This is a genomic window from Paenibacillus sp. B2(2019) (assembly GCF_008370385.1).
GTDB lineage: Bacteria > Bacillota > Bacilli > Paenibacillales > Paenibacillaceae > Paenibacillus_AQ.
Genome location: NZ_VTZR01000032.1, coordinates 44333 through 65809, shown reverse-complemented (window position 1 = coordinate 65809; position 21477 = coordinate 44333). Strand labels below are relative to the sequence as shown.

General features: G+C 42.4%; 18 protein-coding genes and 1 pseudogene. 3 read left to right on the top strand and 16 right to left on the bottom strand.

The genetic code is table 11. The features are described from left to right. Positions 1-517: 517 nt before the first annotated feature. The 6 genes from PAENI_RS30480 to PAENI_RS30455 form a co-directional block, all read right to left on the bottom strand. Positions 518-4285, bottom strand: coding sequence for a GH32 C-terminal domain-containing protein (locus PAENI_RS30480; protein WP_262495788.1), 3768 nt, complete (start codon positions 4283-4285; stop codon positions 518-520). Between the two features lie 123 nt (positions 4286-4408). Next, positions 4409-5302, bottom strand: coding sequence for an ROK family protein (locus tag PAENI_RS30475; protein WP_149647836.1), 894 nt, complete (start codon positions 5300-5302; stop codon positions 4409-4411). Between the two features lie 21 nt (positions 5303-5323). Next, positions 5324-6805, bottom strand: coding sequence for a glycoside hydrolase family 32 protein (locus PAENI_RS30470; protein WP_149647835.1), 1482 nt, complete (start codon positions 6803-6805; stop codon positions 5324-5326). Between the two features lie 130 nt (positions 6806-6935). Further along, the gene (locus tag PAENI_RS30465; protein ID WP_042185869.1) at positions 6936-8546 is read right to left on the bottom strand and encodes an ABC transporter substrate-binding protein; all 1611 of its coding nucleotides are present in this window, start codon (positions 8544-8546) and stop codon (positions 6936-6938) included. A 61-nt stretch (positions 8547-8607) separates the two neighbouring features. After that, positions 8608-9489 carry a carbohydrate ABC transporter permease gene (locus PAENI_RS30460; protein WP_042125286.1) on the bottom strand — a complete coding sequence of 294 codons (882 nt, stop codon included), beginning with the start codon at positions 9487-9489 and terminating at the stop codon, positions 8608-8610. Positions 9490-9506: 17 nt separating this feature from the next. Continuing rightward, positions 9507-10400, bottom strand: a complete 894-nt coding sequence (locus tag PAENI_RS30455) for an ABC transporter permease (RefSeq protein WP_081382700.1) — start codon at positions 10398-10400, stop codon at positions 9507-9509. Between the two features lie 491 nt (positions 10401-10891). Here PAENI_RS30455 and PAENI_RS30450 point away from each other — a divergent pair, with 491 nt between their 5' ends. Continuing rightward, positions 10892-11929 carry a LacI family DNA-binding transcriptional regulator gene (locus PAENI_RS30450; RefSeq protein WP_149647834.1) on the top strand — a complete coding sequence of 346 codons (1038 nt, stop codon included), beginning with the start codon at positions 10892-10894 and terminating at the stop codon, positions 11927-11929. Between the two features lie 141 nt (positions 11930-12070). On the opposite strand, the gene PAENI_RS32130 is transcribed toward PAENI_RS30450, so the two are convergent. Next, positions 12071-12343: a hypothetical protein gene (locus PAENI_RS32130; protein WP_188114757.1), complete on the bottom strand. Its 273-nt coding sequence runs from the start codon at positions 12341-12343 to the stop codon at positions 12071-12073. Between the two features lie 69 nt (positions 12344-12412). After that, the gene (locus tag PAENI_RS30440; RefSeq protein WP_149647833.1) at positions 12413-13462 is read right to left on the bottom strand and encodes an NAD(P)-dependent alcohol dehydrogenase; all 1050 of its coding nucleotides are present in this window, start codon (positions 13460-13462) and stop codon (positions 12413-12415) included. Between the two features lie 120 nt (positions 13463-13582). Between PAENI_RS30440 and PAENI_RS30435 the strand changes: the two genes are divergently transcribed. After that, positions 13583-13999, top strand: a complete 417-nt coding sequence (locus PAENI_RS30435; protein ID WP_149647909.1) for a MerR family transcriptional regulator — start codon at positions 13583-13585, stop codon at positions 13997-13999. A gap of 72 nt (positions 14000-14071) precedes the next feature. Here the strand turns inward: PAENI_RS30435 and PAENI_RS30430 are convergent, their stop codons facing one another. Next, positions 14072-14710: a YczE/YyaS/YitT family protein gene (locus PAENI_RS30430; RefSeq protein ID WP_149647832.1), complete on the bottom strand. Its 639-nt coding sequence runs from the start codon at positions 14708-14710 to the stop codon at positions 14072-14074. Between the two features lie 118 nt (positions 14711-14828). On the opposite strand from PAENI_RS30430, the gene PAENI_RS30425 reads away from it, so the two are divergent. Beyond that, positions 14829-15032, top strand: a complete 204-nt coding sequence (locus tag PAENI_RS30425) for a hypothetical protein (RefSeq protein ID WP_076284369.1) — start codon at positions 14829-14831, stop codon at positions 15030-15032. 326 nt (positions 15033-15358) lie between these two features. Here PAENI_RS30425 and PAENI_RS30420 read toward each other — a convergent pair whose 3' ends face one another. The 7 genes and pseudogenes from PAENI_RS30420 to PAENI_RS30385 form a co-directional block, all read right to left on the bottom strand. Further along, positions 15359-15754 (bottom strand): hypothetical protein, encoded by a 396-nt coding sequence (locus PAENI_RS30420; protein ID WP_149647831.1) that lies wholly within the window; start codon positions 15752-15754, stop codon positions 15359-15361. Between the two features lie 438 nt (positions 15755-16192). Beyond that, entirely contained in the window at positions 16193-16825 is a 633-nt protein-coding gene (locus tag PAENI_RS30415; protein ID WP_149647830.1) for a carbohydrate-binding family 9-like protein, read from the bottom strand. A gap of 143 nt (positions 16826-16968) precedes the next feature. Continuing rightward, positions 16969-17294, bottom strand: a pseudogene (locus tag PAENI_RS30410) (TIM barrel protein); the annotation flags it as partial. A gap of 9 nt (positions 17295-17303) precedes the next feature. Beyond that, complete coding sequence (locus PAENI_RS30405; protein ID WP_262495802.1) at positions 17304-18287, bottom strand: Gfo/Idh/MocA family protein; 984 nt, start codon at positions 18285-18287, stop codon at positions 17304-17306. A gap of 837 nt (positions 18288-19124) precedes the next feature. Then, the gene (sigK, locus tag PAENI_RS30395) at positions 19125-19661 is read right to left on the bottom strand and encodes an RNA polymerase sporulation sigma factor SigK (RefSeq protein WP_149647828.1); all 537 of its coding nucleotides are present in this window, start codon (positions 19659-19661) and stop codon (positions 19125-19127) included. 395 nt (positions 19662-20056) lie between these two features. Beyond that, positions 20057-20428, bottom strand: coding sequence for a hypothetical protein (locus PAENI_RS30390; RefSeq protein ID WP_076300643.1), 372 nt, complete (start codon positions 20426-20428; stop codon positions 20057-20059). Between the two features lie 142 nt (positions 20429-20570). Further along, entirely contained in the window at positions 20571-21413 is an 843-nt protein-coding gene (locus tag PAENI_RS30385) for a nucleotidyltransferase domain-containing protein (RefSeq protein WP_149647827.1), read from the bottom strand. Positions 21414-21477 lie beyond the last annotated feature (64 nt).

Below are 21477 nucleotides of genomic sequence, written 5' to 3'. Positions count from 1 at the left end.
CTTCATAATTACTTAGATATGTCTAACCGTTTGACCCCCTAAGTAATTGAGTTAAACGTTTAGTACCAACTTTTTTAATAATTTCAACCTTTGCTTCGAATCCGAAATTTTGACCAGTTGATACGACTTTTAATATCGTGATTTTTTAAAAAAAGTGGTATAGAGTATTCATGAACTTGGGATGTTTTTATGAAGTAAGCGCTTTATTGATATTGTGTCATGATTTTCCATTAGGGAAAATAGCATTTTTCAACCTGATTTTTAAATATTTCAACTTTAAAGATTCATCTCTTTCATAGCGGCAGAATCAGCGGATCAAAATATTCACTTGCAGTAACGTTAATAAGCAGAGCCGCACTCCTACCCCAACGGGAGAAGCACTGCTCTGCTTATTTAGCATTTTTACACATAAGCTGCTATATGCAACAAGTGAACTCGTAGTTTCAATCTTAAGATCGACTTCTTAAGAAGAGCCGCCAATTTTAGCCGCTCTTCCATTAGTTCCATCATTCTCATGTTAATTCGTAATTACCCATTTTTGCCGATCAAGAGTAGGATCAAATTCGCTTAGAGACAATGTTGTTCCATCCGCTGATACTTCCAGCGCTTTCTTATGATGAGCAGAAATAATACTTACGGTACCATCATCATTTTCATGAAAAATCCAACGCTGATTGTTATATCCGAGATAAGGGTATAACTGAATTTTATTTTGCCCTGTGTCTAGATCAAGCGCCTGACCGGCTGTTGTACGAATAGAATAGGAACCTGCATCGTCCCCCGTCGGCACGAATACCCACTTCTGATCCGTAGAATCATTCGCATCCTTCAGGGTAACAGCTTCACCATTTGCGAGATTTGCTGTATAAAGGGATTTCTGTAGTTCTGCATTTACTAGACTGGAAGTGGTTAAATTGGCAGGTGTTTCTCCGCTCACGTTAACGTTTTGATATGAAACATTTCCGCCAAATACATGTAGTCCAAAGCGGCCTTCGGCAAATGTGCCGTCCTGGAGGTCGATCACTTTCTGCCCATCTACATAAACTACGATATGTGGGCCCTTCGCTTCGATTTTCACTTTGTAGGTTTGACCCGGCTGAATGAACGTCGGAACTTTTGCTAGAATCTGACGCTCTTCAATACGGCCTTCGATTTTATAAAAGAGACGTACGGACTTCATATTCGGATCCAGATTTAAGTAGTATCCGCTGCGTCCATCTTCGCTGGCGCGGAACAACATAGAGCCTGCTCCCCCGGATTTCCCTAACATCATATCTGCTTCATAAGTAAAGTCTCCAGCCTGCTTCTCTGCGATATAATTCGCGTCACTCAAGTAATTTCCACGAATTCCATTTTCACTAATGACCCAAGAGGCTGCAGAAAGATCTTTAGTCCATCCACCTAAGTTCGTATGAAATTCACCATCAGTTACCTTAACTAATACGCTTGTTGAAGTCTTCCCATTTGGAGTAGAGACAGTAATGATCGACTCGCCTTCTTTTTTACCTACAATGGTTGCCTGTGAGTTATCTGCCACGTTTAGTTCAACTACATCTTTGTTACTGGAATTCCATTTCAGCGGCTGTGCACCATTACCTGTTCCATTCTCTACCATTGCAAAGAGTGTGTCGCTTTGCCCCTTGCTCAGTTCACGATCATTTGTATCCATCATTATCTTGGTAGCGGAATTGGACTCCTGATTCCATACAGAGCCTAACCGATTCACCTTCAGAGATACGACCTTTACGTTGCCTCCATTGGTGTAAAAGCTCAAAGCTCTGCTGGCTGGATCCGGAAAAATGACATCAGAGAAAACGACTTTACCGTTGTTGCCAAAAACCTCAACAGAAGACTCGTCTACAAGGATACGCATCTTAACACGCTTATTCTCCGTTTGCATTGGCGCTTCATGTCTTGTACTAAATAAACTCGAAAAATCCGTCAAACCAGATGCAGACCGATCCACGAAAATCTGACTCTCACTAGGTTTATATCCAACTACCGTTTTCTGACTTCCACCTACACGAACGTTAAAACCAAATTCACTTACCTGACTGCCTGCAGGAATTTCTACTTCAGCTTCAATCTCGTATGCACCAGAAGTAACGCCTTTCAGTAGGTTCTGAGAAGAAGGACTCACCACTTTATTAGCTGTAGAATATAGCTGACTACGCAGCGATTCCAACTCCTTGATTGGGCTTTGAACGAGCTGAATCCCATCTTTAGTCGTTACTAATGAGACTTCCCTTGGGATTGACAGTACGCCCTTCCAATGGGTCGTTGGAAAAGCAAACGGATAGTCCCAGTTTGTCATCCAAGCCATCATTACACTGCGATGATCTGGCATGTTCGAAAAAGACATTGATGCATAGAATTCTTTTCCAAAATCAGTTCGCAATACTATGCCTGCCGGATTATCATTTACGAATTTACCTTCCGCTGTTAAATGACCCACAAAATATTCAGCATCTGATCCGCCTGTTTTTGAATTCGCTCCTGTACTAATCATCAGAACCCATTTCTTCTGTGATGTTCCGGCTACCGAAAGCTGAAGCAAATCCGGACATTCCCATACACCGCCGCGAACATAGTCCCCGTATCCCCAACTATCTGTTAGGGTCCAATCAAGTAGATTCGTTGAAGTAAAGAAACGAATATGATCTCCACCGGATACAACCATTACCCACCTGTTATTGTCGTTATCACGAATCACTTTCGGATCACGGAAATCCCAACCTCCTGGCTCCCCTCCATTATCGCCTGGATTCTCGATAACCATTGGACGTTCCTTGGAATATTCCCAAGTACGACCTTGGTCCTTGCTGTATGCAAGACCGATACGCTGATTCCCATTCGGGCCATCGGGATTATAGGAAGTGTAGTAGGCAATTAGCCCCTTACCTCCTGAATCCCCGAACAAGCCTGATGCATTCGTCAAATCTGCCACAGCCGATCCAGACCAGACATGTCCATGATCATTCCACGGCAGCGCAATCGGAAGCCGCTTCCAGTTCAGCATATCTTTACTGACAGAATGTGCCCATGTGCCTCCGTCCTGATGGAATAGATGATATTCTCCTTCGAAGTAGACCAGTCCATTCGGATCACTTGCAGAACCACGAATTGGCGTATAGTGATATTGAGGGCGATATTTTTCATTATAATAACTGCTAGCATCCGTCACATAAGTATCCTGGAAGTAAGCCGTTCCTTGTTTAACGACGATTCCTGCATATCCATCGGTGTAGGTTTTATCTGTTAGATCGATTGCAGCCGGGGTGTATCCGTCTAGGAAGACCTGAATTCTGTTTCCATTTGCCTTTATCTCTACGTGATGTTTTGCTCCGGTCTGACTTGGATAGGTATGCTGTGAACTTGCAATGGTTGTTCCGTTAGCTTTCGTCAAGCTTACACGGACCAGATTTCCTTCCTTCGTAAGGGCAGCTTCATATCCCTTTGTTCCATCAGCCGATGAACGAAAGGCGAGCGCTGCAACAGAATCAGGACGAAGAGATATATTACCTTCATATACAAAATCAGCAGCTTGTTTGTTATATATTTGCAGTGACTTACTCTGGTTTGCTACCATTCCTTTTTTGCCGCTGATATTAGGCTGCCATTGTCCTTGATTTGTAACCACAGCACCAAGATTTCCTTTCAGATCACTTACGATTATGTTTTGGAACAAAACAGAACCATCCCATACATTGAGTCCTAGCTTACCTGTACGATACGCGTTATCCTGAACCTCAATCACAGGTTTATATGCATTGTCCCAATATACTTTCAGCGATGACCCCTCTGCTTTCACCTTGAGATGATAGATTTCGCCTGCCTTGACTCTAACTTTTCGCTCCTCTTTTAATTTCCCTTCACTACCACTTGCGTCTTGTAAACGAATCATACCTGCATTCGGTACGATTTGGAGCATGTAGGAACCCCAGCCATCTTCATTAGAACGGAACAATAAGGTCGCATCAGCTTGCATATCCTTGATCATGACGTCAGCTTCATAGATAAAATCCTCTGACACCGTTTCGGAGATTGCCATTACATTTTCTTGTGGATCGGAAGTCAGTAAGATTCCTTCAGGAGTATCCACCAAGTTACCTTTTCCTTTTATTTGCCAACCTGTCAAATTCGTATTTGTATTGGTTACGCTTTCAAAAATAGAAAGTCCCTCCTTAGCTCGTTTGCTTACCTCCTGTTCAGCGAGCGCAGCCCATCCAGTCCCGGGATTTGCTACATAAATGCCTGCTGAAGTCATTACAAGTCCTATTGCCATAAGAAAGCATATTGCGACTTTTCCTTTATTTTTCATCTTCTTTGCCCTCTTTTTCTATCATTAATATTGAAAAAAAAGAAGGAGGCCAATTCATTACTGCACTGACCTCCTCTATATATTCTTTTACAATTGAGCAGAAATCTGACTTTCCAGTGCTGTGAGTCCAAGAGCCAGAGCACCGCATAATCCCGCCTGTTGGCCTAACCCTGGTGGAACGATATACTCATCTATGTGTTCCAAAATAGTACTTGAGCTGACATAGCCGTTCAGGTTCTGAAGCACAGCCTGACGGATCAGTGGAAACAATTGTGACTGCTGCATAACACCACCACCCAGAATGATTTTCTGAGGAGAGTTAAGCAATATAGCACCCGTAATCGACTGTGCAATATAAAATGCTTCCATTTCCCATGCAAGGTGATCCATAGGAAGTTCATGGCCCTTCTTCCCCCACCTTGCTTCAATAGCAGGACCTGCCGCCATCCCTTCTAGGCAGTCCCCATGATAGGGACATCCCCCTGGGAATACATCGTCAGGATGGCGTCTCGTAAGAACATGACCCCCTTCAGGATGCACAAGACCATGAATGAGTTTACCTTCTGAATACACTCCCACACCAACACCCGTGCCAACTGTATAGTACAAACAGCTGGATAACCCTTGGGCAGCGCCCCATTTGGCTTCACCATATGCCGCTGCATTGACATCCGTATTCCATCCAAAAGGAACCGAAAAGTTTCTTTTCAAAGTGCCCAGCATATCGTAATTTCCCCACCCTGGCTTTGGTGTTGTTGTAACGTAACCATACGTCGGGCTGTCTGTGTGAATATCAATCGGACCAAACGATCCAATTCCGATAGCTTCTACTTGCTTGCCTTGAAAATATTGAATAACTTTAGGCAACGTCACCTCAGGATGTTCTGTTGGGAAACTAATCTGATCTTCAATTTCCCCATTTTCATTCCCAATGCCACATATAAACTTCGTCCCGCCAGCTTCAATCGCTCCTATACGCATATACATGACTCCTCTCGATGACTAATTCTTGTCTTGCTCAGCAGAGGGAGTAAGCTCATAGATATCCAGGGAAATCAGCAAGTCATTCTCATTTTCTGCAAACACAGCTATACCTTTAGATTCTAGTCCAGGGAATATAAGATCTGTAATCACTGCCTGACCACCATTACTGAACGCCTCAACTGAAGAGCGATCCACAAAAATACGGAGATCATTTGACTCATCAAGCGCTTCGAGCTTGGCTGAATGATGTCCTACGAAATGTTCGTGGAAATCATGCTGACCTGAAGCCATCCGATCTACATAAAGCTCCTCTGTCTCACCGTTAATACCGATTATTGTTTGACTATACGCACCTACTCTTACTTTGAAGCCTACAGATTTACCTCGTGTGAACTCAGCTATAATCTCATAAGATTCCAAGTGAATCTCCTTAAGAAGAGTATTGATTTCTTGCACCGTTGCCTCTTTCACAGAAAGGACTTGTACACGAGCAGATTCCAACTCTTGTACCGGCTTCTGCACAAGAAAGATCTCCCCTTGTCTTGATTCGAGTTGAAGCTCCCTTGCAATCGTCATCGCGCCGCGGAATTCTTCTGCCGGCGTCTTGTTAGCATACATCCAGTTGCTCATCCAGCCGATAAATAGTCGTCTTCCATCTTCAGCCGGTATATCAGACCAGCTTACACCTGCATAATTATCTCTTCCATAATCAATCCAGCGAACTTTTATCGAATCTTCATCTGGCGTGAACACTTCTCCATCAAAATCCCCTGTGAAATACTGAGTTCTTGACCCTTCCACAAAAGCGGGATCCGCACCGATGCTCACAAGCATCACCCATTTCGTGTTCGAATGATCGCCATCAATAACAAGTGGGAACAAGTCTGGGCATTCCCATACCCCGTCATGAGAACCGATTCCGTTACCAAATTCGCTGGCATATGTCCAGTTAATTAGATCAGGAGAATGATATAAACACACCGTTTGACCACAAGCTACAATCATCACCCATTGATTCGTATCTTGATACCAAAATACTTTGGGGTCACGGAAATCAATGAATGTATCATGTTCAAGTACCGGGTTTCCTTCATACTTCGTCCAGGTTCTTCCGTTATCTTTACTGTAGGCCAAGCTTTGACGCTGAATGGCTGGCTTGCCTTCTGGCATATCCAAATGATGCGTAAAAATCGCTACTAAACCTGGTTTACCTTCAAAAAATCCAGTCGTATTATTCCAGTCAACTACAGCACTGCCGGAAAAAATCATACCTAATTCATCTGGAGCGAGAGCGATAGGCAGTTCCTCCCATGTAACAAGATCCTTGCTGACCGCATGGCCCCAGTGCATAGCTCCCATGGTCATTCCACCCGGATGATGCTGAAAGAACAAATGATATTCACCCTCAAAATAAACCATTCCGTTTGGATCGTTCATCCACTTTTCCTTAGGGGAAAAATGATACACACCTCGGTAATTTTGTTTCGCAATCGTTGACATTATTGTTTTCTCCTTTACTCCCGTAATAAGATCTTAGTTCTAAGATCATCTCTCTTTATATAGATGAAGGTCGTGTATAGCAGTGTAACTGCATGGAACACGGCCTTCATCCCACAATATTAATCATTTGTTATTGGGTTGCTCTATCATATCCGCCTTGTTTAATTTCAAGCCATTCTTGCAAGCCCAGACGATCCAATTCTTTCAGATATTCATCCCACTGCGCTTCGATTTTACCGTTTTGGTACCATTCCGTGCGCATTCTAAGCACGTAGGCAAAAAGATCCGTTTCAATTGTCGTAAGGCGATCAAGCTCTTGAATGGAGTGGAATACACTCGGCATTACGTTTTCTGCTTTCATCTTTGGCGCCATGATATTCTTGATAATATCCATTCTGCTTTTGGCATCATCCGGCATGGTTGTGTATTTCCCATAATAAGAATCAAGAATAGCTAGGGGTCCACCGACACTTGTTTTCTCACGTAGTTCTACAGGAGCTGCACCCTCCAGTGGCAAATGTTTCAGCATTCCTTTTTCTTTATCAAATTCGAAAATATTCTGCTGTTTTTCATCTCCATACGTCCCCCAGTTGTTCTGTACAGATTGAATCGGATCGAAGAGTTGATCAACCCATTTCGCTGTCGTTTCCAAGTTCTTATTGGCGCTTGTGACAACCATCTTACCTCTTCCCAAACCAAGCGCGTTCGTTCTTGTTACGTTAACTTCACCATCGGGTCCAGCAAGTGGAGGCATAACTTCGTAGCTGTCATTATCTCCGGTGATGTTGGCCTTATCCCATGAGAAGTAAAGTCCGTATTTCTGATCCTTTCCTTTTGCAAGGTAAGTACTCCAGTCTTGTGTGTAGGCTTCAATATCAATGAGTCCTTCTTTATACAGCTCGTTAATAAAAGAAACTGCTTCCTTGTAGTCTTCTTGTGCCGCCGTAAATATCACTTTCCCATCATTGCTCACAACCGCATGGTCAGGGTTCTCACCCAATCCAAACGAAGCAAATAGGAATGCCAGATCTTCTGCTCCCGGCTTGTTAATAAAGGACAATGGAATTTCGTCAGCCTTACCGTTGCCATTTGGATCTTTTGTCTTGAATGCAATTAATACTTCCTTTAATTCTTCTGTTGTTTTAGGCATATCAAGGCCAAGCTTCTTAAGCCATTCCACATTGATCCAAGGCATACTATCTACCGCCTGGATTCTTTCTTTACCGCTACCCAGCTCTTCAATCCATGGAAAGGCATAAATATTGCCATCTGGTGCCGTAATCATACTCTTATATTCTGGTGCTTCTTCCAGCACCTTTTTGAAGTTTGGCATATTGTTCTCGATGAGATCATTCAGCGGAACGATGGCACCATCTTTAGCAAGCTTGAGCAGCTCATAGTCACTATAGTCCGCATTAAAAATAGCATCAGGAAGATCACCACTTGCCACAGCCAAGTTTCTTTTTTCAACAAATACGTCTTTCGTAAAATTCTTCCAATTAATATGAACATTCGTCTTTTCTTCAAGACGTTTATTAATCAGTTTTTCATTTGGATCAGTTGGTGCAAGTGGAGAGCTTTGCGTAATAAAGTTCAAAGTTACTTTACCGCTGGCGTCCTGTTCTTTACTAGCTGCACTTCCCCCTCCTCCTCCACCGCATGCACTAAGGAACATAAGTGAAGCAAGTACAGTTACAGAAGCTGCTTTCGTCGAAACTCTTGATTTCTTAATTCTTTTCATAGGGTATGACCTCCAAATTAGATATGAATGAATTAATCTTTATCTATGTGCAGCCTGTTTCCTACTTAAGGGAACCGACCATAACACCTTTTTCAAAGTACTTCTGGAAGAACGGATACATAACAATGAGTGGCAAACTGGAAACAACAATGGCAGCATACTTGATGATTTCAGACAATCGCTTCATTTCCGCCATGGCGAGTTGGTCGCTGATCATGCCCGGATCTACCTGATTCTGGATCAAGATGGAACGCAACACGAGTTGCAGTGGATGAAGATTCGGATTATCTAAATAGATCATAGCGTCAAAGTAGGAATTCCACTGGCCAACAAAGGCATAAAGAGCGAGTACAAAAACAATCGGTTTGGAGAGCGGTAATACGACACTGAAGAAAATCCGCATCTCCGAAGCCCCGTCTACATTAGCGGCTTCCTTCATTTCATTCGGAACTCCTTTGAAGAAAGTTCTAGAGAGAATGATGTTCCAAACATTGACTGCCCCTGGAATGATCACCGCCCATACTGTATCAAGCAGACCAAGGTTCTTAACGAGCAGATATGTAGGTATAAGCCCGCCCCCAAAGAACATGGTGATAATAAACAAGGTCATGAAGAACCCTTTTCCTTTGAGCCTGTCATCGGACAGTGCGTAACCGGCACAGATTGAGACGAGAACGGTAATCATAGCAAATGAAACAGAGTATAAAACAGAGTTTCCAAAACCTCGGATCATGGCCGGATTAGAAAGAATTTTTTTATACCCTTCTAATGACCAGTCCGAAAGATTGAATGATAATCCTTTACTGAGCAGCACAGATGGATCCATAAAAGAAGCAATCACTACATAAATCAAAGGAAGTACGATGATAAGTACGGCCAGTGTCAGGAAGATCGCGTTCAGCACGACGATAAAGCGATCTAATCCGGAATGTTTAATAGGCATAGCTTGTTGCTCCTTTCTTAGTAAAGACCTTCACCCTCATTCAGTTTCTTCACGGTGAAGTTAACTGTGAGGAGCAAGACGATGTTGATGATAGAGTTAAACAATCCTACTGCGGCTGAATAGGCATAATCGCCCGACTGCAAACCAATTTTATAAACGTAAGTCGGAATGATTTCTGAGGTTGGTAAGTTCATCGCCGTTTGCATGAGATAAGCTTTTTCGAAGCCAATGGACATAATCCCACCAGCTGCAAGGATAAATACGATAGCCATAATTGGACGAATGGTTGGCAGATCGATATGGCGTATTCTTTGTAGAAGATTAGCGCCATCGAGATTGGCTGCATTATGTAACTCAGGATCGACATTAGCAAGCGCTGCTACATAAATAATGGATGCCCAACCGGCTCCGGTCCAAATATCAGATAAAATGTAGATCGAACGGAAGTACTCGGGACGAGACATGAACATAATTGGTTCACCTGTAAGCCAGGTAAAAAACTGGTTAATCGGTCCCGTTGGGGACAAGAAGATAAACAACATCCCGACCACAACGACAACAGAAATAAAGTTAGGTGCATACAAGAACAATTGAATGTTCTTTTTGACGCCTGCACGGCGAATTTGATTCAACATCAAGGCAAGCAGGATCGGAATTGGAAAACTCAGAATTAATCCGAAGAAACTTAATTTAAGCGTATTCAAAAAGATTACTTCGAAATTGGGAGAAGAAAGGAATTTCTCGAAGTTGTACAAGCCTACCCATTCACTCCCCATGATTCCTTTGATTGGGCTGAAATCTTTAAAGGCTATAATCGCACCATACATAGGACCGTATTTAAAAATAAGGGTCAGAATCACAGCTGGTGCGAGCAAAATATAAAGAAAGTAGTGCTTCTTTAAATAATCCATTAAGGAACTCTTATGTCGCGTCACCGTTATTCCGTGTTCGGCTTCTATTGGGTTATGCAATGCCTTTACCTCCGTTCTTATCAATGTTTACATCTTGATGCAGTAAGGGCTTTCAATCTCACTTATGTCCTGCTGCTTTTACAATTTACCAAACACTTAATCGTCCGTCAATACATTTTGTAAAAATATTTATGTGCATATGACAAATTATTATGTTCATAAATGACGTATACTATTTTACATAATTACAAATACAGCCAATTAAATAAGGATATATACTTTAATCTCATCATTTTCTCAAAAAAATGAAAACAAAGCTATTTTTTCGCACATCCACATCCTAATAAAATGTAAACTAAATTGTGCATTTGTAAATATCATATTGCTATTTTTAGCAAACTAATATACATTTAAGAGAGTTGGAATAATGGCAAATAGTACACTATTTGTGGCGAATATTAAGAACAAGAATATAGAGGTGAATTACATAGGTGGCCAGAGAAAAAGTAACCATACAAGATATCGCGGATGCTTTAGGAATCTCCAGAAATACAGCTTCTAAAGCCCTAAATGGAACGAACGGTATACCTGATGAAACCAGAAACAAAGTAATTAAGAAAGCAATAGAGTTAAAATATAAACAATTTGCTTTTATGGACACCGAGAGTGTTCAATCCAAAAACTCTGGAAACATCACTTTATTAACAGAAAACTTACCTAACACTTCCCATTTTGGGTCGAAACTGATCAGTGGCATGGAAAAAAGAATCAGTGCCGAGGGATATAATTTATCCATGCACATTATTAGAGACATTGATCAAGAGTCCCTGTCTCTTCCAAATAATTTTGATGTCTCCAATGTAGACGGAATTATTTGTATTGAGTTGTTCAATTCGGAATATAGTAAGTTGATTACAAGTCTAGGTATTCCAACTATTTTCATCGACTGCTCTGCAGATGTCTGTTACCCTGAATTCCAAGCAGATGTACTTCTCATGGAGAACGAACACAGCACATACCAACTTACCAAAAAGTTAATTGAGGGCGGTTACAACTCACTGGGGTTCATCGGGGACTATAATCACTGTAGGAGTTTTAATGAAAGATGGGTGGGCTTTAATCGCGCACTAATAGAATCCGGGATTCAGCTTGATCTCACACAATGCATCCTCGATGACGATCAACTATTTTTCTCAAGTCCAGAGTGGGCAGATACTAGACTAAGTCAAATAAATGAGCTCCCTTCTGCTTTCGTGTGTGCTAACGATTATATTGCGGTTACCTTTATGAAGTCACTCAAAAATGTGCTTTCCATTCCTAACGACATCGTCATTTGTGGTTTTGATAACGGTCCTGAATCAAGCATTGTAGAACCCCATCTTACTACGGTTCATATTTATAGTAATGAGATGGGTGTCAAAGCAGCCGAAATGCTACTTTCCCGAATTAATGATCCGAAGCAACCCTATCAGGTTTCTCATATTTATACCAAACTTATCATAAGAGACTCTACACCTAATATCAGTTGATGAATTCATCATTTTGAGATAATAAAAAACCTATGAAAATGAAGTAAAGAACCCAAGCGATTTAAAATTCAATCGCTTGGGTTCTTTATTTTCATTCAATTGTTCTAATTACAATGTCCCTGTATTAATAAACGCCCACAATTAGTTTATGGAAGGATAGTATTCTTCATAAGAAAGAGCAATATGCTCTCGTTTTAGCGGACAATGCTCTATGATCGCCTTGCGTTTCGCTTTTAGAACAATTTGTTCAATATCAGCAAAACTGCAACCGGAAAGACGCTCGCAGGCCTCCTCCATCAACCCAGCTTCTCTTTCAAAATCATTGATTAACAGTTCGACATATTGACGCCTACTTTGAGGATCTCTACAATTTTTGTCCGTCCCGATTGTGCCAATGGAGATCAGATCCTCCATATCTTCTCAGGTATTATCGAATTTTCAGAGGTTCTGGACGCGAACCGATTTCAACAAAGAGGAAGTCTCTTATTCATTCCCCATCGTGCTGATGTCGATGACGAACCGGTAACGGACATCTGAAGCAAGCACACGCTCCCAGGCTTCATCAATCCGGTCAGCAGAAATGACCTCGATTTCAGATGCAATATTATGTTCAGCACAGAAATCAAGCATTTCCTGCGTTTCACGAATTCCACCAATCATCGATCCGGCAAACGAGCGGCGGTGGCCGATCAGCGAGAATACGTTAACTGCCAATGGATCAGCAGGCGCACCGACATTGACTAATGTACCATCCAGCGCCAAGAGCGAAAGATAGGCATCGATATTAATCTGTGCGCTTACAGTATTTACGATTAGATCGAACGAACCGGCAAGCTGTTTAAATGTCTCCGGATCGCTAGTGGCATAATAATGATCCGCCCCTAATTGTAATCCGTCTTCCTTCTTCTTCAGGGACTGTGATAAAACAGTAACCTCAGCCCCCATGGCATGAGCGATCTTCACAGCCATATGTCCAAGCCCGCCAAGACCCACTACAGCTACTTTTTTACCGGGAGCTGCTCCCCAATGACGCAGAGGTGAATAGGTGGTGATTCCTGCACACAGAAGCGGTGCAGCAGCATCAAGCGGAATACTGTCAGGGATCCGAACCACAAAATCCTCGGTTACGACGATATGAGTGGAGTAGCCACCTTGCGTATACTGCCCGTACCGATCGATAGCTCCATAGGTGCCCGTATTTCCACTCAGGCAATATTGCTCCTCACCTTTATGGCAATTACTGCACTCTCCACAGGAGTCAACCATACAACCTACCCCTACCCGGTCGCCCACTGAGTACTTTGTGACTTCAGAACCAATCTGGCTGACAATTCCGGCGATCTCATGTCCCGGAACGAGTGGATAGTTGACCGGTCCCCACTCCCCGCGGGCAGTATGAATGTCCGAGTGGCAAATACCAGCGTATTTAATCTCAATAAGAACATCGTGCGGCTGCAGTTCTCGGCGTTCGATTGTGGTTAGCTTAAATGGACCTTCCTGACTGAATGTAGCGCGTGCATTAACTTCTATCATAGTGAAACCTCTCTTCTGGTTAATAATAAAATCTAAAACGTCAGCTTTACAAAACATATGTTATTACTTAAAGTTAACTCTAAGTCAAGCACAAAATATATTTGAGATTGGAGATAGATGATGAAGACATACTCCATAAGTGAAGTTGCAGAGTCCTTTAACATGACACCACATACCCTACGTTACTATGACAAGGAAGGTCTTTTCCCTTCTATAGAAAGAACCTCCGGCGGTAAACGTATATTCAAACAATCCGATATGGACGCTTTAAAGGTAATTGAATGCCTGAAGTCATCCGGGATGCCAATTAAAGAAATAAAACATTTCATTGAGTGGTGCTCTGAGGGGGATTCCACCTTACAGCAAAGATATGACATGTTTCTGGAGCGGAAAGCTTCCGTAGAAGCGCAGATGGAAGAATTGAAAAAAACGATGGAAGTCATAGAACACAAATGCTTCTACTACAAGACTGCCTTGGATAGTGGTACGGAAGATATCCATAAAAATAATAAAATAAAAAGTTTATCCGCTCATTAGGAATGTACCTTCAAATTACAGTAAAGGCGGGGCAGATTGATCTGCCCCGCCTTTCTTTAATTCATAAACTTTTTAATTGGTACGCCTTTTTGCCAGAAGCTTCTCCGTAAAATTCACATCAAAAAAATGAATGATGGGTCCCAGACCAAGTGCTGACACCAAAGTTCCTAAGCCTACAATGCCTCCTGCCAGGAAACAAATCAGAGCACAAAGAGCATCCGTAAACATCCGGTGCCAAAAATAAGATATTTTAGGGAAGTTCTCTCTCATAATCAGGGACAAGCTGTCGTAGGGAGCTACTCCCACCTTCGATGTCTGATACAGAGATACCCCAAAACTGCATACCACCACACCAATTGCTACGATAACCACTCGCTGCCATAACAACTGAGGTTCGCCGAACAGAGATAGCCAATTATTATGAAAGAAAGTAGCAATATATCCTAAAAGAATTGCGTTTACGAAAGTCCCGACTCCAATAAACTTTCGTCCTGTTATGAATTCGATTACAAACAATACAAGGTTCAGTAAGATCAAAAAATTCGCATATGTTATACCGACGCTCTCTGCAAGTGCCATTGCCATACCGCTGAAGGGATCATTCCCCATACCGGACAGCTTGAAAATACTAATTCCCATGCCCAGAAATACATTGCCGATAATCATAATAAGCAATCGTTTTTTATCGACGTTATGAATATATCCCCTCATATTGTCCATCCTATTTTCATATTAAAAATGCAACTTACAATAACGACGTCATTATATCATATTTTCTTGATTGGGATTGGAAAGAAATACAAAGACTACACAGAAAGGAGACGATTAAATGAAGGACGACAAGAAAGCTCCGCTTGATGGACGCGGCCCGGGTGTTGATCCTATAACCGAACCCGATTCAAGCCTGGCTGGCGATATGGGAGCAACAGGTAAGCTGGAAGAAATCGTGGGTGCTTTGCAGGGCGACGAACCAGAGATCACAGCTCCCGGCATTTCTCCTGATAAACAAAAAAATACAGAAACAACGGACTGAACATTATTTGAAGGGAACATTCCAGGAAAGAGGCTGTCCGATATTATTACAGCTAATGAGGTATCCCGTTTTTTAATATTCCAGGATCCGGGATACTTTGTTATCTAATCACCTTTCAAAAAAAACAAAGCAACTTATCCGCAGACAAGTCGCCTTTTAATACTTTAATGTCAACAGATCTACTTTATGACTTTAAGCTCAACGCTTACAACATTATCAAGTCCAACTCTTCCTGTGACAACAGCATCAAACACCATGACTGACCAACTTCTTTTGGGACAATATCATCATTGTCAAAATTGTAAAAACCTAATGACTCTAAATGCTTATACTACTTGTTCACATATGATTTGTTCAACCTGCAAACTTGAATTTTTAAAAACAGGCAATATTTTTTCCAAATACCAAGTGAAGTCGGTAATATCAATATCACTTTCAACTACAATTTTATTCCTATATATTGATAAACTGAAAACCATCTCATTCGTATTAAATATAAGCAAATCGCATCCGGCTTTAGAATCTTTTCGTAACAATTGAATTCCAATAGTTTCACATAACCAATTGAAATCATCATCACCTATCGGTAGAAATGTAACAATCCCCTTACTATCGACGTAATCCCAACCTTCATTTACAAAGTGCTGAATTAAATTGGGTACTGATAAAATTGCACGACTACGCTCGCTTAAACAAATACGAATCGACGCTGACGTTGACATAATCGCCCTTCTTTGTTAGCCATCCTAGTATCCACAATCTGTACCACATCACCATGACCATTGTATAAGTAATAGTAATCTTTATTGGCCGTCTTCTCCTTTTCACGAGTACTCGATCTCCGCGCACAAACGCGGATTGTTGGATGATACTGTTGCCACTCAGCTTGTCTTCAGTCAGAACCTCGGCGTTATAATTATAGTTCACCTGGGTATGGTTGCTACGAGTGCTCTTTAGATAGATCAGCCCGTCTGGACTAGTGTCCCAAGAAAATAATCGAACATTACAAAATCCCTGCTATTGCCGACATCCTAAACCTATGTATAAGTTGACATGATATCAATCTGTTTCTATTTGACTAATTTCCCTAAAAAATATAAAAAACCTCCAACCCCGTATATGCGGCTTCGGAAGTTATTCATTGACGCTGCATTTCGCAGTTACTCTAAGTACAGAATCCCAAAATCACAGCTTCTATGAAAATCTGGTTTGTTCGAATGAACTTTGCTCCATGTTCCAAAATGCGGATAGGTCGTATCGTCGCCGCACTTGTAAAAGTTACCTCTTATCCTTTTTCCCGGTACTGCCCGAAAATCCGAAAAATAAGATTGTACCCAAGCCCATGAGATCGAAAAGCTTAATTCCCAATACACTTCTCCTTTAACATTGATTTGATCCGTGGTGCATAGGACGTGGAAAAGTGCCGGATTGATAGTGATTGGGAAGCGATCATACCGATCCACTCCTATCTGCAAGAGAATTGCGCCATTCGCATTAAATTCGAAATTCATATAGCGCTGGTCCGAATCCGGAGTAGGCTGAAAAAAGAACTCGATGCAGCTATCCTTATACACGGGATCATTCATGTTTCTATATGTTCGTATGGGATTCTTTTCATAAACCTTAAACTGAAGCTTCAGATCCTCCTGACTGTAATTTAATCTTGCTGTAACGACCGGGTTATACCCTTTAAGCCATTGATACTGCTTGATGATCTGGACTTCTTCTGTATCTGAACCATCCGTCTGATTTGTCAGGCGGGAAATTACTAAGGTTTCTGATTTTCTTTCCATGGTTCATTCCCTTCTGTTCGGAATCCCATTGGGGCTAACACAGCAAAACAACCCCATTAATTAACTTGATTATTTAGACCCGCGATTCCCCGGTTTTCCAATACGCAGTTTCGATCCCCGAGATTTCGCACGGCCGTCTGCCGTTACCTGTATTGGAGGATGAAGGAGACCGCCCTCTCTATATCCCTCTCGGGCGCATCCCCCCGTATCCGCTCTCCTGCAAGGCGGCGAAGTAGGCGTCAAAATCTACCTTCCCCTCGCCCAACGGAACCTCCTGGAATATGACTCCGGAGCTTACAAGCTCTGCAATCCGTTGATGATCCAGCGGCTGGTATCCGATGGCACCGTACACATCCCTCGGATCGACCGGCTGATGTCGGATGCTGTCCTTCACATGGATGTGGACGATATAGTCCTTCAGCAGGTGTATACCATACACCGGGTCATCCCCTGTTACCATCACCATGTTGGTCCACTCTTATTTCGCGCAAGGTAACGTAATTCCTTCATGGATTGCCCGGTCGGCCAGGAGAGCGATATCCATCGCCCGGCATGCATCCTCCATTGTCGGTATAGCGGGCAAGTTGTTCTCCAGCATGGACAGGAAATAGTCCAGTTGGGCACCCGTAGGCTTCACGGAGAAGTCCATATTGATCTGCCGAACCGTTCCTTTCCGGTGGTCTTCGACCTCAACCAGATTTCCCAGATGCTGATCCTCTCGCGGTCGATCGTTCTTGTAGATGATGCGGATCCGGCCTGCCGGTCCGATGAATTCCTTCCGGTTATCAGTCGGAAGCCCCTTACCCCACCCCGTCTCAAAGTAACCGATGGAGCCGTCCGACAGACGGAGGGTCATGAGTCCGTAATTGTAAGTGTACGGCGGGACTTCTTCATAGAGACGCTGCCCGATCCCGTTGACGCTTACCACTTCCGCCCCTGTAGCCCAACGCATCACATCGATATAATGGACGCCGCAATCCACGATCGGCGAGACGTCCCGGAGCAGGGACAATTGGGAATCCCAATTTTTGGAGGGCTTCAATTGGGATAACCGGATGACCAAGGGGAAGCCGATAGCGCCCTCCCGGATCATCTTCATAACCGCCTGGTACGTGGTGTTATGGCGAAGGATGTGACCGATCAGGACCTTGGTTTTGGCTCCACGGGCCAGCTTCATGAATTCCTGTGTTTCCCGTGCATTACCCGCCATCGGCTTCTCGCATAGGATATGCTTCCCTGCAGCGAGACAATCTTTTGCGATCTCCAGATGGGATGACGGGTACGTGGCGATAATGACCAGATCCACATCGTCACGCTCGATCAAGACCCGGTAATCCGTGCTCCAACACTCGGCTCCGTATTGGCTTGCCACTAAGGAGGCCCTGTCCCGGTTCCAATCCGCCACGCCGATCAACCGGACCCGCTCCTGTCGTGATATCGCGTCCAAGTGGAGAGAGCCCATATAACCACAGCCTATCACGACCGCCCCGTACCTTTTCATGATGCATCCATCCTATCCTTCTCACTCGCGGAGGTTATTTTATGTTAATCCAAGCTCCTTGTTGGGAGAATCCGAAGTCTCCCTACAGCGTCTAGTCTTCTTGGGTATTGATGACTTACCATTCTTCATGCATATCCTTCTATTACATTTGTATTATACCGGATTACAACAGAATAACTTTTATCTAGTTATGATACCTTGTTACCTTTATTATATAAGAATGATGGAGAGTTTTATTTAGCTAAGAAAGTTACTTTTTGCACGATTCCGTTATTCCGTCTAATACTATGTAAGGGAGCTGTCCCGCTAAGCCCCCCCCCTCTCCAATGCTGGTCCACAAGCGAGTCCCCTTCCAGGAGTGGACTCCCTCCATCCATTACGCGCAGTTCCAGAGGGTCGCACCTCGCTTGTTCCCGAGAAGGAGGCTGTACGATTTCGAGCTGCTCTATGTATGCCATTGCGATGGAGGAGCGAACCTACACGGTGTTACCCGGGCAGCTTACTGTTCTGCTTTCCGGCGTCTACCACCGGAAGGCAAAGGAGGCTGATCCGACCACCAAACTGATCGGGATCACGGTGAATTGCAGTAGGTAGAAGCGCAGAACTTAAAATCTTGCGGTACGTGAGTACCGTACGGGTTCGCCCCCCCGCCCTCAGCAGTTACAAAGTTAATTTTCTGAATATGCTTTTTTTATGTTCAATTAGCCCAACTACTTAAATTAACAAAAAAGCAACTCCCTTGTTGGCAAGTCGCTTTTAAAACACTCTATAGTGAATCTTTAGTTATTATTTAAGATCCTAGCGCTTAGCCTTATAAAACTCATGATACAGCTTCATCAGCGCCCTCTTCTCTATCCGCGAAACATAACTCCGCGAAATGCCAAGCTCCTTCGCAATCTCCCTCTGTGTCCTCTCTTCCCCGCCTGTATCCAATCCAAACCGACCAACGACAACTTCTTTTTCCCTGTCATCCAAAATATCGAGATTTCGATAAATCTTGCTCTTCTCAATCTTCAGATCGACCTCTTTAATGACATCATCAGCCTCGGAGCCAAGGATATCGATCAGCGTGATTTCATTTCCTTCCTTGTCTGTCCCAATTGGATCGTGCAGAGATACGTCTTTCCGTGTTTTCTTCAAGGATCTAAGGTACATCAGGATTTCATTTTCAATACAACGAGCCGCAAATGTGGCCAGTTTTGTCCCTTTGTTCGGGCGATAGCTCTCGATGGCTTTGATCAAGCCAATGGTGCCGATGGAGATCAGATCCTCCATGTCTTCTCCGGTGTTATCAAATTTCTTGAGGTTATGGACACGATACGATGTAAAAAACATACCAAATACGATCGTTCCCAATTTTCCAGGAACACAAACATCGGTGCAATTGTCTCATTCATACGTTAAGTTCCTATTCGTTTTTTCTCAATTTCATCTGTGCTATATTCTTGGACAATTTGTCCTTCAGCTTAGCAATATCCTGCGTAAGATTCATCATTTATATAAACACTTCTTTTTATCTTATAGCTTAGTAAAGAACAGCAAAGTGCAATTTGTGTTCACTCAAGTCTGGATGCATTATTTAATATATATTTCCATAATTAACTTGTTAAATGACCAGCACAGTGTTATTTATGTTCGGTGAAAATAAAGTATTAGACTGCCGCTGTTGTCGTTCAACTAACGTTCCCCGTTAGCTTAACCAAACGACGAACCTTAATCATCGCTTGTTTCTATACAAGAGTCCCAAACAAATAAACTGCAAACACAGTAATACTAAGAACCAACATAACTCCTCCCACCCTATAACAGAAAGTAGTTCCAAAATTATTTGGATATTTTTTCGAAATTATCACTGCTGGTAACCAAAATACGATAGCAGCCATAAATGGAATGTGATACCCCTCGGTTTCATTCGTATATATATTCCAATTGAATAACTTAAAAAGATAATGGCTCAACATGAAGTCGTTTTGAAATTTAAAATTAAATAAAAAACCTAAAATAAGAACAACTATTGCAAATGACCCAGTACCAAATGATCTTTTTATTGTCACTTCATTTCGCTCCCCTGCAAATTGTTGCCCCTTGGCTACAATTCTCATAGAGTTGGTTTTCCAATTATATCCTATACGTAGGAACAGTAAATTTGTCGCGTTATCCTGCCCGTTAGCTGAACAAAGGCAGCCGATCCACTGATCGATTGCCTTTGTGTCGTTATTGAGCTATCGTGTCCCGTTAGTTCAATTACAATTTGGATTTTATTAGTTTTTCAGTTTCCTGAATAAGCTCACGCATCATGTAAATAGCTTTCTTTAAATTCTCTTGATCTTCTGTGATCAAAGTAAAAATCTCATTTATTCTCTGGGAGTATTTGCTTGGCACTATGCTAAATGAATCGGCAATTGCAGTAGCACCCTTTTCATTCATCAAAAAAGTTTCATTAATTGCAAATAAAACCTGATTCAAGCAGGATACTGACCTAAAAAAACATCCAGCCATATAAGATAAATCTTTTTTGTATATACCTTTATATCCATTTTCTAAAGTAAAGGTTGCCTCCCAAAAAAACTTTTGGACGGTAGATTCTTGAAAAACGGGTGGGTATGGAAATATTCTACTTTTCAGTTTTCCTACAATTCCCGAAGGATCCCACAACACTTTACACAAAGCTATCTCCGCCAAATAAATCGAGTTGGCAAATCCATGGGGATGTCCTGGTTGGTAATCAATTGTGATACCTCCCATGATACATTCTTCAATGACATGTGACACTTTATTCTGATCACGAAATAAAAAATCAACTGGAATTTGATTAACTTTCAACCAGCCTCCGCCATTAATCCATGGTCCCCAGTCACCTATTTCAGTCACTAAATCTTCTCTATGGTCGTCATCAATTGCAGCAGCAACCCGACGAAGCTGAGTTATGTCCAACCCTTTTGAGGAGTCGTAGTAGATACCAATATCAATATCAGAGTTGTGGCTTTCTGTCCCTCTGGCTCTTGAACCGCCGAGAACGATAGCACTTATTCCGGTGATATGTTTTAAGCTGTCAACAATATTCGAAATGACGTATTTTACGTTCATAGTTCTCACTCCAGTCTTTTGTTCGTTTATGTCTATGATAATAAATCACTGTTCTTGGTTTCAA